This is a genomic window from Phenylobacterium zucineum HLK1 (genome assembly GCF_000017265.1).
Lineage (GTDB): Bacteria > Pseudomonadota > Alphaproteobacteria > Caulobacterales > Caulobacteraceae > Phenylobacterium > Phenylobacterium zucineum.
Genome location: NC_011144.1, coordinates 2,237,002 through 2,250,789, shown reverse-complemented (window position 1 = coordinate 2,250,789; position 13,788 = coordinate 2,237,002). Strand labels below are relative to the sequence as shown.

The 13,788-nt window shown below is 71.4% G+C and carries 11 protein-coding genes; 9 read left to right on the top strand and 2 right to left on the bottom strand.

What is annotated here, in order from left to right; translation table 11 throughout:
* Nucleotides 1-72 precede the first annotated feature (72 nt).
* Genes PHZ_RS11040 through PHZ_RS11030 form a run of 3 tightly spaced genes read left to right on the top strand, consistent with a single transcriptional unit; the run spans nucleotide 73 to nucleotide 3,852 of the window.
* On the top strand, nucleotides 73-1,116 hold the full coding sequence (locus PHZ_RS11040) for a DUF1611 domain-containing protein (protein WP_012522564.1): 1,044 nt from the start codon (nucleotides 73-75) through the stop codon (nucleotides 1,114-1,116).
* A complete protein-coding gene (locus PHZ_RS11035; RefSeq protein ID WP_012522563.1) occupies nucleotides 1,113-2,231 on the top strand; it encodes a YkvI family membrane protein in 1,119 nt (372 codons plus the stop codon). Before PHZ_RS11040 ends, PHZ_RS11035 begins: the two co-directional genes overlap by 4 nt.
* A 16-nt stretch (nucleotides 2,232-2,247) precedes the next feature.
* Nucleotides 2,248-3,852 carry a serine hydrolase gene (locus PHZ_RS11030; RefSeq protein ID WP_012522562.1) on the top strand — a complete coding sequence of 535 codons (1,605 nt, stop codon included), beginning with the start codon at nucleotides 2,248-2,250 and terminating at the stop codon, nucleotides 3,850-3,852.
* On the opposite strand, the gene PHZ_RS11025 is transcribed toward PHZ_RS11030, so the two are convergent.
* Complete coding sequence (locus PHZ_RS11025; RefSeq protein ID WP_012522561.1) at nucleotides 3,837-4,745, bottom strand: SDR family NAD(P)-dependent oxidoreductase; 909 nt, start codon at nucleotides 4,743-4,745, stop codon at nucleotides 3,837-3,839. The genes PHZ_RS11030 and PHZ_RS11025 overlap by 16 nt on opposite strands.
* A gap of 261 nt (nucleotides 4,746-5,006) precedes the next feature.
* On the opposite strand from PHZ_RS11025, the gene PHZ_RS11020 reads away from it, so the two are divergent.
* From PHZ_RS11020 to PHZ_RS11000, 5 genes are all read left to right on the top strand, one after another.
* Nucleotides 5,007-6,227 carry an acetyl-CoA C-acetyltransferase gene (locus tag PHZ_RS11020; protein WP_012522560.1) on the top strand — a complete coding sequence of 407 codons (1,221 nt, stop codon included), beginning with the start codon at nucleotides 5,007-5,009 and terminating at the stop codon, nucleotides 6,225-6,227.
* A 115-nt stretch (nucleotides 6,228-6,342) separates the two neighbouring features.
* On the top strand, nucleotides 6,343-7,134 hold the full coding sequence (locus tag PHZ_RS11015; protein ID WP_012522559.1) for an SDR family NAD(P)-dependent oxidoreductase: 792 nt from the start codon (nucleotides 6,343-6,345) through the stop codon (nucleotides 7,132-7,134).
* A gap of 212 nt (nucleotides 7,135-7,346) precedes the next feature.
* Nucleotides 7,347-8,486: an aminotransferase class V-fold PLP-dependent enzyme gene (locus PHZ_RS11010; protein ID WP_012522558.1), complete on the top strand. Its 1,140-nt coding sequence runs from the start codon at nucleotides 7,347-7,349 to the stop codon at nucleotides 8,484-8,486.
* A gap of 115 nt (nucleotides 8,487-8,601) precedes the next feature.
* Nucleotides 8,602-9,561 carry a LysR substrate-binding domain-containing protein gene (locus tag PHZ_RS11005; protein ID WP_083770892.1) on the top strand — a complete coding sequence of 320 codons (960 nt, stop codon included), beginning with the start codon at nucleotides 8,602-8,604 and terminating at the stop codon, nucleotides 9,559-9,561.
* Between the two features lie 60 nt (nucleotides 9,562-9,621).
* Nucleotides 9,622-10,554 (top strand): 2-hydroxyacid dehydrogenase, encoded by a 933-nt coding sequence (locus PHZ_RS11000; RefSeq protein WP_012522556.1) that lies wholly within the window; start codon nucleotides 9,622-9,624, stop codon nucleotides 10,552-10,554.
* Between the two features lie 3 nt (nucleotides 10,555-10,557).
* Here the strand turns inward: PHZ_RS11000 and PHZ_RS10995 are convergent, their stop codons facing one another.
* A complete protein-coding gene (locus PHZ_RS10995) occupies nucleotides 10,558-11,103 on the bottom strand; it encodes a hypothetical protein (RefSeq protein ID WP_041373440.1) in 546 nt (181 codons plus the stop codon).
* 285 nt (nucleotides 11,104-11,388) lie between these two features.
* On the opposite strand from PHZ_RS10995, the gene PHZ_RS10990 reads away from it, so the two are divergent.
* Entirely contained in the window at nucleotides 11,389-13,773 is a 2,385-nt protein-coding gene (locus PHZ_RS10990) for a TonB-dependent receptor (protein ID WP_012522555.1), read from the top strand.
* The last annotated feature ends 15 nt before the right edge of the window (nucleotides 13,774-13,788 follow it).

Sequence of the window (13,788 nt, the reverse complement as noted above, 5' to 3'; positions counted from 1 at the left end):
GCGGCGCGCGGGACCCCGTGTACAAGGAAAGCGTATGCGTTCGCCCATCCTCCCCGTCGCGCGAGTTCCCGCATGAGCCTCGCCGCCGCGCGCCTGGAGCGTCCCGAGATCCGCCTCCCGCAGCCGTACCTCCTGTTCGTGGGGGACGTGACCGAACCCGGCTACGCCAAGACCGCCTTCGGCCTGCGGGACTGGGCGGCCGACCGCTGCGTGGGCGAACTCGCCTGCTCGGACGACGCGGTCACCACCGGCCTGCCGCGGATGTCCCCCAGCGAGGCCCAGGCCCGCGGCGCCCGGGCCATGGTTATCGGCGTCGCCAACCCCGGCGGGGTGATCAAGCCGGGCTGGATCCCGAGCCTGGTGGCCGCCCTGGAGGCGGGCCTCGACCTTATCGCCGGCATGCACGGCCGGCTCGAGGACGTTCGCGAGATCAAGGCGGTCGCCGACCGGCTGGGCCGGCGCCTGATCGACGTGCGCCGGCCGCCGCCGGGCATCCCCATCGCCACCGGCCGCCGGCGGAGCGGCAAGCGTCTCCTGACCGTCGGCACCGACTGCGCCCTGGGCAAGAAGTACACCGCCCTGGCCATCGCCCGCGCCTTCCGGGAGCGGGGACTCGACGCGGACTTCCGCGCCACCGGCCAGACGGGGATCATGATCGCCGGCGGCGGCATCCCCATGGACGCGGTGGTCTCGGACTTCGAGGCCGGCGCCGCCGAACTGCTCAGCCCAGACGCCGCGCCCGGCCACTGGGATGTGATCGAGGGCCAGGGCTCGCTGTTCCATCCTGCGTACGCGGCGGTGTCGCTGGGCCTGCTGCACGGCAGCCAGCCCGACGTGATCGTGCTGTGCCACGAGCCGGGGCGTGAACGCCTGCTGGGCTATCCGGACTTCCCGACGCCCGGACTGTCGGAAGCGATCGAGCTGAACCTCTCGCTCGGGCGCATGACGAATCCGGAGATCCGCTGCGCCGGCGTCAGCTTCAACACCGCCGCCATGAGCGGGGCCGAGGCCGACGAGGTGATGGCGCGGGCCTCCCGCGCCCTGGGCCTGCCGGTCGCGGACCCGATGCGCGGCGGGCCGGCGTTCGAGCGGCTGGTGGAGGCCTGTCTGGCGTGACCGGTCGGCCCTCCTGGTTCCAGCGCTTCCTGCTGCCTGGCCTCGCCTTCAAGGCGGTGGTGATCGGCGGCGGGTATGCGACGGGCCGCGAGCTCGCCGAGTTCTTCCTGCCCAGCGGGCCCCAGGGCGGCCTGATGGCTATCACCCTGGCCACGGCGATCTGGAGCGTGGTCTGCGCGGCGACCTTCCTGTTCGCCCAGGCGACCGGCAGCGAGGACTACCGGACCTTCTTCCGCAACCTGCTGGGTCCGTTCTGGCCGGCCTTCGAGGCGGCCTACGTCTTCTTCGCCGTCCTCATCCTGGCGGTCATCGGCGCCGCCGCCGGCGCCATCGGCGAGGCGGTGTTCGGCTGGCCGGCCATCGTCGGGGCGCTGGCGCTCACCGGCGCGATCGCCGGCGTCGTCACCTTCGGGACCTCGGCCGTCGAGCGGCTGTTCAAGTACGCCTCGATGTTCCTCTACGGCGTCTACGGGCTTTTCATGCTGCTGGCCCTGGGCGCGTTCGGCGACCGCATCGCCGAGGCCTTCGCCCGACCCACGCCCGTGGACGGATGGATCGCCGGCGGCGTCACCTACGCCAGCTACAACATGGTGGCCGCGGTGATGATCCTGCCGGTGCTGCGCCACCTGACCAGCCGGCGCGACGCGGTGGCGGCGGGCCTGCTGGCCGGGCCGCTGGCCATGCTGCCGGCCGCCCTGTTCTTCGTCTGCATGGCCGCCTACCACCCGCAGATCGCCGGCGAGGCCCTGCCGTCGGATTTCCTGCTTCGGCGGATGGAGCTTCCGGTCTTCCACCTGGTGTTCCAGGGCATGATCTTCATCGCCCTGCTGGAGACGGGCGTCGGGGCCGTCCACGCCGTCAACGAGCGGATCGCCCACGTCTGGAGCCGCGCCCGCGCCGGCGCGGCGTTCCCGCACGCTGCGCGGCTGGCGCTCGCCGCCGCGCTGCTGGTGGGGTCCATCTTCATCGCCGACCGCTTTGGCCTCGTGGCCCTGATCGCCAAGGGCTACCGCCTGCTCGCCTGGATGTTCCTGGCCGTCTACGTCCTGCCGCTGATGACCTGGGGCGTCTGGCGCCTCGCCACCGGCCGGACCGGGCGCGCCGTCGCCGCCTGATGGGAAAGGTCCCCCGATGCGCCGCCTGATCGCCGCCCTGGTCCTCTTCGCGCCGACTTTGGCGTGCGCGGCCCCGCCGCCCGGCTTCGACCGGCGCGTGGAGGAGGTGCGACGCAAGCTGGACGCCGTCGGCTTCGCCGCGGTGATCGTCGAGGACGGCAAGGTCACGCTGTCGAACGGGTACGGGCGCAAGCACATGCAGCGCCCCGATCCGGTGGACGCCGACACCCTGTTCCAGATCGGCTCGGTGACGAAGCACTTCACGGCCGCCGCGCTCGCCACTCTCGTCGACGAGGGGAAGCTGAAGTGGGACGATCCGGTCATCGACCACCTGCCGGACTTCCGGATGTACGACCCGTGGGTCACGCGGGAGATGACCGTCCGCGACCTGCTCACCCACCGCAGCGGCCTGGGCCTGGGGCAGGGGGACCTGATGTTCGTCCCGGCCAGCACCATCAGCCGCGCCGAGGTGGTCCGCCGGATCCGCCACCTGAAGCCGGCGACGAGCTTCCGGTCGGGATACGCCTACGACAACATCCTCTACGCCGTGGCGGGGCAGCTGGTGGAGGCCAAGACCGGCCGCACCTGGGAGGCCTACGTCCGCGACCGGCTGCTGAAGCCGGCGGGCATGGCCGACTCGGTCACCAACGATCCCGACCGCTGGACCGTGGCCAACCGGGCGCTGCCGCACGGCAGGCTGGGGGAAATCCGGGGCCTCGGCCCCCAGGAGCCCCTCGACGAGAAGGGCGTGGCGCTGGGCCAGAACGTCGGCCCGGCCGGCGCCGTCTCCTCCAGCGCCAACGACATGGGCCGCTGGCTGCAGGTCCAGCTCGGCGAGGGGAAGGCGGCCTCGGGCGCCCAGGTGTTCTCGGCCGCCGCGGCGCGGGAGATGTGGAAGCCGGTGGTGCTGATCAACGCCCCGCCGTTCCCAGGCGCCCTGGCCGAGGCCAGCCCGCAGTTCAGCACCTATGCGCTGGGTTGGAACGTGAAGGACTACCGCGGCCACAAGGTCATCAGCCACGGCGGCGGCACGCTGGGCTTCCGCGCCGTGGCGGTGCTGATCCCCGAGAAGAACGTCGGCTTTGCGATGATGGTGAACTCCGAGGAGAACGCCATGATCCCCGCCCTCACCAACGAGCTCCTCGACCACTACCTGGGGCTGCCGAGGCGCGACTGGGTCGCCGCCTATACCGAATTCCTGGACCGGCGGATGGCCGAGGGCCTGAAGGCCGCCCGCGCCGCCCGCCAGGCGCGCCCGGCCGCCTCGAAGCCGTTCCTCCCGGCGGAGGGCTACGCCGGGACCTACGCCGATCCCTGGTATGGCCCCATCGCCGTGAAGGCGCAGGACGGCGCGCTCTCCATCGATTTCCTGCAGACGCCCGGGATGACGGCGCCGCTGGAGCACTGGGCCTACGACACCTTCGTCGCCCGCTGGAGCGACGGGGTCACCGAGCCCGCCTTCGTGACCTTCAGCCTGGACGCCGACGGCAAGCCGGCGCGGATCGCCATGAAGGCCGTCTCGCCGGTGGCCGACTTCAGCTACGACTTCCACGACCTCGACTTCCGGCCGGTCCCGGCGAATCAGCCGGGACCGAGCCGCCCGGGTCAGACCGGGTCGTAGGGGAAGACCGAGGCGCTGGCGCCGAGGTCCGTGAAGCTGGCCGACATGGCCGGGAAGCCCTGGGCGATCAGCGCCTCGGGCGTCCAGCCCTCGATCCTGGTCACCGACTTCACCGGGCGCGGCTGGTTGAACAGCACGACCTCGTTGCCGCGGGCAGCGAAGATCTGGCCGTTGACGTCGGACCCGGCGAGGGCGACCGCGAGCTGGGCCACCTGGTCGGCGCGCATGAAGTTCTTCATCCGCTCGACGCGCTGGGCCGAGGCCTCGTCCTTCACCGGGATGGTGGCGATCATCCGCGTCCAGGCGAAGGGCGCGATGATGTTGGAACGGACGTTCTTGGCGGCGCCCTCCATGGCCACGATGCGCGAGAGGCCCATGACCCCCAGCTTGGCCGCGGCGTAGTTGGCCTGGCCGATGTTGCCGATCAGGCCCGAGGTCGAGGTGAAGTGGACGTAGGAGCCGTCCTGCTGGTCGCGGAAGTGCTCGACGGTGGCGCGGGTGACGTTGAAGGCGCCGCGCAGGTGCACCTGGATCACCGCGTCCCAGTCGGCCTCGTCCATCTTGTGGAACATCTTGTCGCGCAGGATGCCGGCGGGGTTCACCACGGCGTGCAGGCCGCCGAATGCATCCATCGCCTGCTCGAACATGCGCCGGGCGCCGGCCATGTCGGCCACGCTGTCGGAATTGGCGACCGCCTCGCCGCCGGCGGCGCGGATCTCCTGGGCCGTCGTCTCTGCGGGCCCCGCATCGCCCAGGTCGCCGCCCGAGACGCCGCCGCCCAGGTCGTTCACCACCACCTTGGCGCCTTCCCTGGCCGCCAGCAGCGCGCACTCCTTGCCGATGCCGCCCGCGGCGCCCGTGACCAGCACCACCTTCCCGTTCAGAACGCCCACGTCCGTCTTCTCCCTACTGCCATCGGCCACAGCTCGCGGCCCCGATCGATCGCCAAGCTATAGTTGGTTGACGCAGCGGCCACCCAATAGGATCGCCCGCGATGCTGGAAACCCCGGAAAGCGCGACCTCCCGCCGGGCGAGCCCCTGTGGGGCTTGCGCCCGGGCGCCCCTGCGCTGCAGGAACACCCCGACATCCCTTCGCCGGCGCGCGCCCTGAGCGCCGCGCCGGACCATCCACGCCTCAGCAGGAGACCACCCCCATGGCCCAGAGCCTCCGCCGCGCCGCCATCGTCAGCCCGATCCGCACCGCCGTGGGCAAGTATCTCGGCGCCCTGTCGGGCGTGACCGCCGGCGACCTCGGGGCGGTGGTGATCCGAGCCCTCGTGGACCGCACCGGGGTGGATCCGGAGCGGATCGACGACGTGATCTTCGCCCAGGGCTACGCCAACGGCGAGGCGCCCTGCATCGCCCGTTGGTCGGCCCTGGCCGCCGACCTGCCGATCAAGGTGCCGGGCTACCAGCTCGACCGCCGCTGCGGCTCGGGCCTCCAGGCGGTGGTGGACGCCGCCATGATGATCCAGACGGGCGCGGCCGACGTGGTCATCGCCGGCGGCTGCGAGAGCATGAGCAACGCCGAGTACTACACCCTCGACATGCGCAAGGGCGCGCGCGCGGGGTCGACGACCATGCACGACCGCCTGGCCCGCGGCCGGGTGATGTCGCAGCCGATCTCCCGCTTCGGGGTGATCACCGGGATGATCGAAACCGCCGAGAACCTGGCCAAGGACTACGGCATCAGCCGCGAGGCCTGCGACGAGTACGCCCTGATGAGCCACACCCGGGCGGCCGAGGCCTGGGCCGCCGGAAAGTTCGACGACGAGCTGGTGCCGGTCTCGGTGCCCCAGCGCAAGGGCGATCCGATCCTGTTCGATCGCGACGAGGGCGTGCGCGGCGACGTGACCATGGAGAGCCTGTCGAAGCTGCCGGCCATCGAGAAGGGCGGGGTGGTCACGGCCGGCAACGCCAGCCAGCAGAACGACGCCGGCGCCGCCTGCCTAGTGGTGGCCGAGGACAAGCTGGCCGAGCTGGGGCTGGAGCCGATGGGCTGGTTCACCGGCTGGGCGGCCGCCGGCTGCGACCCGGCGCGCATGGGCATCGGCCCGGTGCCGGCGGTGGAGCGGCTGTTCGCCCGCACCGGGCTGTCCTGGGACGACATCGACCTCGTGGAGCTGAACGAGGCCTTCGCGCCGCAGGTCCTGGCGGTGCTGAAGGGCTGGGGCTGGCCAGAAAATGGGGACTGGCGCGACCGGCTGAACGTCAACGGCTCGGGCATCTCGCTGGGCCACCCCATCGGCGCCACTGGCGGCCGCATCCTGGCCAACCTGCTGCGCGAGCTGAAGCGCCGCGACGGCCGTTACGGCCTGGAGACCATGTGCATCGGCGGCGGCCAGGGAATCGCGGCCGTCTTCGAGCGGGCGTGACGCGCGATCCTGACGGGCGAGGGAACCGCGGCAAGGCGTTCACAGACGAGCCTCGCCCAACGTCAGGCGCTTCCGCTGCTATGCGGGCTGAAAATCCTATCGGGAGGCATATGGGATGAAGATCGATTCCAGCGTTGCGGCCGTCGTGACGGGCGGGGCGTCGGGCCTGGGGCGGGCGACCGCCGCGGCCCTGCGTGACCTCGGGGCCAGGGTCGCCCTGTTCGACAAGAACAAGGAGCTCGGCGAGCAGACGGCGGCCGAGCTCGGCGCGCTGTTCTGCGAGGTGGACGTCATGGACGAGGCCTCGGTGGACGCCGGCTTCGCCAAGGCGCGGGCGGCCCACGGCCAGGAGCGCGTCCTGGTCAACTGCGCCGGCGGCGGCCGGGGCGGCAAGACCATCGCCCGGGACAAGCAGACGGGCGAGATCGTCCCCTACAAGACCGACGACTTCCAATGGGTGCTGGGGCTGAACACGGTCGGCACCTTCCGCTGCACCGTGAAGAGCGCCGCCGGCATGGCCGCCCTCGAGCCCACCCCCGAGGGCGAGCGGGGCGCGATCGTCAACACGGGCTCGGTGGCCGCCGAGGAGGGCCAGATCGGCCAGGTCGCCTACGCCGCCGCGAAGGCGGCCATCAAGGGCATGACCATCGTCCTGGCCCGCGACCTGTCCTCGGAGGGGATCCGGGTGAACACCATCCTGCCGGGGATCATGGACACGCCGCTGCTGGGCGGCCTGAAGACCCGCGCGCCCCAGGTCTACGAGGGCCTTGCCCGGTCGGTGCCGTTCCCCCGCCGCCTGGGCACGGCCGAGGAATACGCGGACCTGGCGCTGACCATGATCCGCAACGGCTACCTGAACGGCGAGACGGTGCGCTTGGACGGGGCGATCCGCATGGCCCCGCGCTAGGGGCCCGACCTGAGCCCCGGGGCGCGGCGGCGACCCTGCTCCGGCCGACGGCTGCTCCTCCTGCGCGAGCCACGGCTCGTGGGCGTCGGGCGCTGTCGGGAGAGGGGGCGCTCGGCCCGCCGAGCCGCCGCGGGAGCTTGCAGGGCGGGCGCTTTCCTGCTCAGCCGGGCCCCGTCCGGAGCGCGACCGGATTTCAGTTTCGGAGATGCCCCATGCCTGGCCTGCGCCGCGACATCGACCCCGAGGGGCTGCTGGAATTCTCGGTCGTGTTCACCGACCGCTCGCTCAACCACATGAGCGCGGCGTTCCAGGGGGTGATGCGCGACATCCACGCTATCCTTTGTGAGGTCCACAAGGCCGACCGCGCCGTGATCGTCCCCGGCGGCGGCACCTACGCCATGGAAGCCGTGGCGCGACAGTTCGCGATCGGCCGCAAGGTGCTCGTGGTGCGCAACGGCCTCTTTTCCTATCGCTGGAGCCAGATTTTCGAGGCCGGCGCGATTCCCGCTGAGGAAATCGTCCTCAAAGCGCGCCGCCAGGGGGAGGGCGCGACCGCGTCCTACGCGCCGCCGCCCATCGACGAGGTGACCGCGACCATCCGCCAGCAGAAGCCGCAGGTGGTGTTCGCGCCGCACGTGGAGACCGCGTCGGGGATCATCCTGCCCGACGACTACGTGAAGGCGGTCGCCGAGGCGACCCATGCGGTCGGCGGTCTCTTCGTGCTGGATGGCGTCGCCTCGGGCTGCGTCTGGGTCGACATGGCGGCCCTGGGCGTCGACGTCCTGGTGTCGGCGCCGCAGAAGGGCTGGTCGGCGCCGCCGTCGGCCGGGCTGGTGATGATGCGCGCGGCGGCGCTGGAGGCCTGCCGGGCCGCGAAGTCCACCAGCTTCGCCATCGATCTCGGCAAGTGGCTGACGATCACCGAGGCCTATCTGAACGGCGGCCACGCCTATCACGCCACCATGCCGACCGACGCGCTGCGGACGCTGCGCGACGCGATGCTGGAGGCCAAGGCCATCGGCTTCGAGCCGCTGCGCGCCGCCCAGTGGGAGCTGGGTCGGCAGGTCCGGGCGTTGCTGGCGGAACGGCAGATCGCATCGGTCGCCGCCGAGGGGTTCGGCGCCCCCGGCGTCGTCGTGGCCTACACGGACGATCCCGAGATCCAGACCGGCCGGCGCTTCGCCGCGGAAGGCGTGCAGGTGGCTGCGGGGGTGCCGCTGATGGTCGGCGAGGGGCCTGATTTCCGCACGTTCCGCCTGGGCCTGTTCGGTCTGGACAAGCTCACCGACGTCCCGGCCGCGGTCGCACGCCTGCGCCTGGCCCTGGAGAATGCGACGTCCGCCGCCCGGTAGGGCGAAGTGGGATCCACTAGGCTCAGGCCGGGCGGCCGCCGCGCCTTGACGGCCCGCACGCGAATGTGCCTCTGGCAGAGGGGCCGACGGGGCCGCCGCGTAGGACAGAGCCGGCATGCCGCGCGAGAAGCAGAGAGCTGGGACCTCGAGCCTGCGCACCCTGGGCGCGCGGGCCATGCCGCCGTTCGCTGCGCTGCGGGCGTTTGAAGCCGTGGGCGCGCTGGGCGGGATCCGCCGGGCGGCGCAGGAACTCGGCGTCGACCACGCAGCGGTCAGCCGCCACATCCGCTTCCTGGAGGACTGGGCCGGCGTCCCGCTTATCGACCGGCCGCAGGGCGGGCGGCTCACCCCCGAGGGGCAGCGCTTCCATCAGCGCATCGCCGCGGCTCTGGAGGAGATCGTCAGCGCGAGCGCCGAACTGACCCGGCGCGGCCACGAGCGCCGGCTCCTCGTCTGGTGCGTCCCCGGCTTCGCGTACCGCTGGCTGAACGCTCGGCTAGCGGACTTCTCCGCCTCGCACCCGGACTTCGACCTCGAAATCCGACCCACCGACCACGCGCCGGACCTCGCACGGCATGAGGCCGACGCCGACATCCGGTACGTGCACGACTACGATCCGCCGCAGCCGGCCGATGTCGAGACGATGGAGATCGCAAGGCCCCCGGTGATCCCCGTGGGCAGCCCCGACCTGGTCGCCAGCCTCGGCCCGCCGGTGTCGCCGCAGCGGTTCCTGGACGGGCCGTTGCTCCACGAGGAGGGAGACGGCGAGTGGCGGGCCTGGCTCGCGGGCAACGGGGTGGAGGTTCCCGACCGCCTTCCCGGCCCTCGCCTTTGGCACGCGCACCTGACGATCGATGCGGCGCGCCGAGGGCAGGGGATCGCCCTGACGAACCCGTTCCTCGCCGGGGAGGACCTGGCGGCGGGCAATCTCCGCATCGTGCCGCTGGTCGAGGGCGCCGCTGACGTCCGGCTGGGCGCCTACGTCTTCCGCACCCGACGCGACCGCTGGCGGACGCCGGCGGTGATCGCGTTCCGCCGCTGGCTCGAACGAGAAGCCGCGAAGACCCCGGCCTGACGGTCGCCGCTCCTTACGAATCGCGGGAAGCGTGCCGCCCACCCCAGACGGAGCGCTCGTTTGCCCAATCCCGTGCTGCTGTTCGCCTGCCACGATGTTCCGGCGGAGCCCTGGCTCGTGGCCCTCCAGCGCGCCGCGCCGGAGCTGGAGGTCCGCCTCTCGCCCGAGGGCCCGCCCGAGACCGTCGACTTCGGCCTGGCCTGGGCGACCCCGCCTGGCTTCTGGAACCGGTTCCCCCGCCTGCGGGCGATCTTTTCGCTGGGCGCCGGCGTCGAGCATCTGCTGGCGTCCGGGGCGCCGGCGCACGTTCCGCTCGTGCGAATGACCGACCCCGGCCTGGCTCGGGACATGAGCGACTTCGTGCTGATGCGCGTGCTCCACTACCACCGGGGCATGCACCTCTACCTGCGCCAGCAGGAGGCGCAGGTCTGGACGCCGATCCGGCCGCCCCGGCCGAACGGGCGGACCGTAGGAGTGATGGGCCTGGGGGAACTCGGCGCGCATTGCGCCCGCACCCTAGCGGAGGTGGGATTCAGGACCCGGGGCTGGAGCCGGAGCGCCAAGGCCGTCGAGGGCGTGGCGACCTTCGCCGGGCGCGATGAGCTCCCGCGGTTCCTGGAAGGGTGTGAGATTCTCGTCTGCCTCCTGCCGCTCACGGCCGAGACCCGGGACATTCTGGATGCCAAGCTGTTTGCGGCGCTACCGCAGGGGGCGTGCCTGATCCAGGTCGGCCGGGGGTTGCAACTGGTCGAGGCCGACCTGCTGGCGGCGCTCGACGCCGGCCGCATCGCCGCGGCCACGCTCGACGTCTTCCGGCAGGAGCCGCTGCCGCAGGGCCATCCTTTCTGGAGCCGGGCGGACATCACCGTCGTCCCGCACGCGGCCGCCTTCACCTATCCCGAGACCGCCGCGGAGGTCGTGGCCGAGAACGTCCGTCGGTTGCAGGCGGGCGAGGTCCCGATCGGCCTCGTGGACCGGGCGCTCGGCTATTGAGCGTCAGTGGTGTGGATGGGCGTGATGACCGTCGACGCGCATGGCCTCATCAATGATCTCCAGGCGCTCCTGCCGTAGCCGGTCCGTCAGGTCCGGGGCGGTCGGCGGAAATGCGAGATGGAACCGCTTGCGCAGCGCCGGCTCTGCATCGTCGCCACGCCGACCGATCACGGCGCCGTCGGGCGCCAGCTCGAACCGAACCACGCCGCCCGGGGAGGCGACCGTCCAACCGGCCTCGTCGTAGGTCGCGGGATCGCCAAGGTCGGGCGCGGCGGGATTGAGCCGTCGGCCGGCCCCCTGGTCCTCCAGGCTGTAGATCTCGGCGAGCTGGCCGGCGATCCAGATCTCGATGCGGTCGTCTCCCACCGGGGTGAACGCCAAGGGGACCGGCGCGCCTTTCGCGTCGAGCGTCACGAACGGGCGCCGCGCCAGCTCTCGCAGCAGGCCGAAGCCGCCGGCCGGCGCGCACGAGGCCGCGCCGGCGGAGAGGATCAGGACCAGGCCGGCGCACAGGCCGGCGAGCGCTTTCGCGCGTGTGGGAGCGGACATCCGTCTTCATTGCCGCTCACGGACCGGGCGGACAAGGCGTCGCCCTCCGGCGCCGTCCCAACCCTGGATTGCGATCGTCGGTGTTTTCCAGACGGAACAAGAGGTTGACCTCCGGTCGGAGCCGTCGTTGGTGACTTGGAGTCACCAAATGCGCTTCCGATGACACCTCCCCCGGGGCCGCCAAACGCGGAAACTCCCCATGAGGCCCTGCGGGGGGTCTTCGCCATAACAGGATCCAACGGCCGCGGCCGTGCGAGGTCCGACGTCGCCAAAGGGGTCTGACAGATGACGATGACGAATTCACGACGTGTTCGGTTGCTGAGCGGCGCCGCCGCTGCGCTGCTCGGCGGATTCGCCGGAACCGCCGCCGCGGCCCAGGCGGAAGGGGGCTCCATCGACGTGTCGGAGGTGGTCGTGACCGCCACCAAGCAGGCCGTCCGTCTCGACAAGGTGCCGCTGTCGGTCAGCGCCTACACGCCCGAGGCGATCGAGAAGCGCGGCATCCGCGACATCCGGGACGTGGCGCTCCAGACGCCGGGGGTGGACATCCCGAACGACGGCGGCGGGCGCAGCGTCCAGCGCGTGTCGATCCGGGGCATCGAGTCCACCGCCGGCGCCGCGACAGCCGCGGTCTACATCGACGACACTCCGATCCAGGCTCGCAACGCCTCGATCAACTATTCCGGCTCGACCATTCCCTACATCTTCGATCTTGAGCGGATCGAGGTGCTGCGCGGCCCGCAGGGAACCCTGTTCGGCGCCAGCTCGCAGGGCGGCGCGATCCGCTTCATCACCCCGACGCCGAGCGTCACCCGCTACACCGCCATGGCGCGGGCCCGCGCCAGCGTCGTCGAGGACGGCGACGCCAGCTACGAGCTGGGCGTGGCCGCCGGCGGCCCGATCGTCGAGGACCGCCTGGGCTTCCGCGCCAGCTTCCTCTACCGCGACGAGGGCGGGTGGATCGATCGCCAGGACTGGCAGGATCCGACCGAGCGGCACAGCAACGTGAACTCGACCGAGTCCACGGTCTTCCGGGCGGCCCTGAACTTCAAGCCGGTCGACTGGATGTCGATCCAGCCGAGCCTGTTCTACCAGAACGTCAAGCAGAACGACCGCTCGCCGCTCTACTCGGCCTGCCCCGACAGCCTGCCCCTGGCGCCCGGCTTCGATCCGTGCCCGCGCGGCGTGGCGGACCCGGACGACGGCAAGTTCCTCAGCTACTCGACGATCGCCCAGCCGGGCAGCGACAAGTTCTACCTCCCGTCGCTGAAGATGGTGGCAGACAAGGGACCGGTGACCTTCACCTCGGTCACTTCGTACCTCTACCGCCACGTGATCCAGCTGAACGACGCGACCTACAACAACGACCGCGTGTCCCTGGGCAACAACTGGCTCTTCCCGGTCATCCCGGGCCGCGAACTGCAGACCTACCAGAACCCCGACACCGAACAGCGCCTGTTCACCCAGGAGCTCCGCCTCGCCAGCGCCGACCCGTCGGCCCGGGTGCGGTGGACCGCGGGCGTCTACTACTCGCGCAGCTCGCTGAAGTCGGACCTTCCGATCACGTCGGCGCACTATCCGGATGCGTACGCCATCCGCTTCGGCCGGCCGCTCGCCGCCACGCCGTTCATGGTCGACGGGATCCACCGCTACTACGGCAACGAGAACACGATCGAGAAGACGCTGGCCGCCTTCGGCAACGTGGACGTCACCCTCCTGGAGGGGCTGACGCTCAGCGTCGGCGCGCGCTACTCGCGTGACACCATCGACTTCGACATCGTCGAGCGGGGCGTCTCCTACGCGGGCGGCATCTCCACGGCGGCCGGCACGCTCAAGGAGAAGCCGTTCACCCCGCGCGTGGCGCTGTCTTGGCAGCAGTCCGAGGACACCCTCGTCTACGGCTCCTACGCTCGCGGCTACCGTGCGGGCGGCGTGAACAAGGCGGTGCCGGACATCTGCGAGGCCGATCTGGCGACCCTGGGGATCGACGGCGGCAACACCTACGACTCCGACAAGACCGACACCTACGAACTCGGCGTGAAGAGCGCCCTGTTCGAGCGCCGCGTCACGTTCCAGGCCAGTGTGTTCCGGACCAAGTGGAAGGACATTCAGCAGCAGATCCGCCTGCCCTGCGCCTTCAGCCTCGTGGCCAACACCGCCAGCGCGGTCAGCCAGGGCGGCGACCTGAGCGTCAGCTTCCGGGCGACCGACAACCTCACGCTCACAGCGGCCGTGGGCTACACCGACGCCGAGTACGAGAAGACGATCATCGTCGGCACCTCGCCGCTGGTGTTCGAGGGCCAGTCGCTGGGCGCCACGCCCTGGACCGTGAACCTGGCCGCCGATTACAGCTTCATGGCCTTCGGCCGGGACGCCTTCGCCCGGGCGCAGTACACGTCGAAGTCGGCGGAGGACGGTCCGTACCCCTACCAGAACCCGATGAGTTCGCTGTACGACCCGACGCGGGGCGGCGGCTATGGCACGAGCCAGCTCGACCTGCGGGTCGGCGTCGACGTGACGCCGCTGGTGACCGTGGAGGCCTATGTGGAGAACGCGCTGAACGAGGTGTCCTACCTCAGCAACGCGCCGACCTACATCCGCGGACCGCTGTGGCTGGCGACCGCCGCCAAGCCGAGGGTCATCGGCATCCAGGCGACCGCCCGCTACTAGTCGCGACCCGTTCGA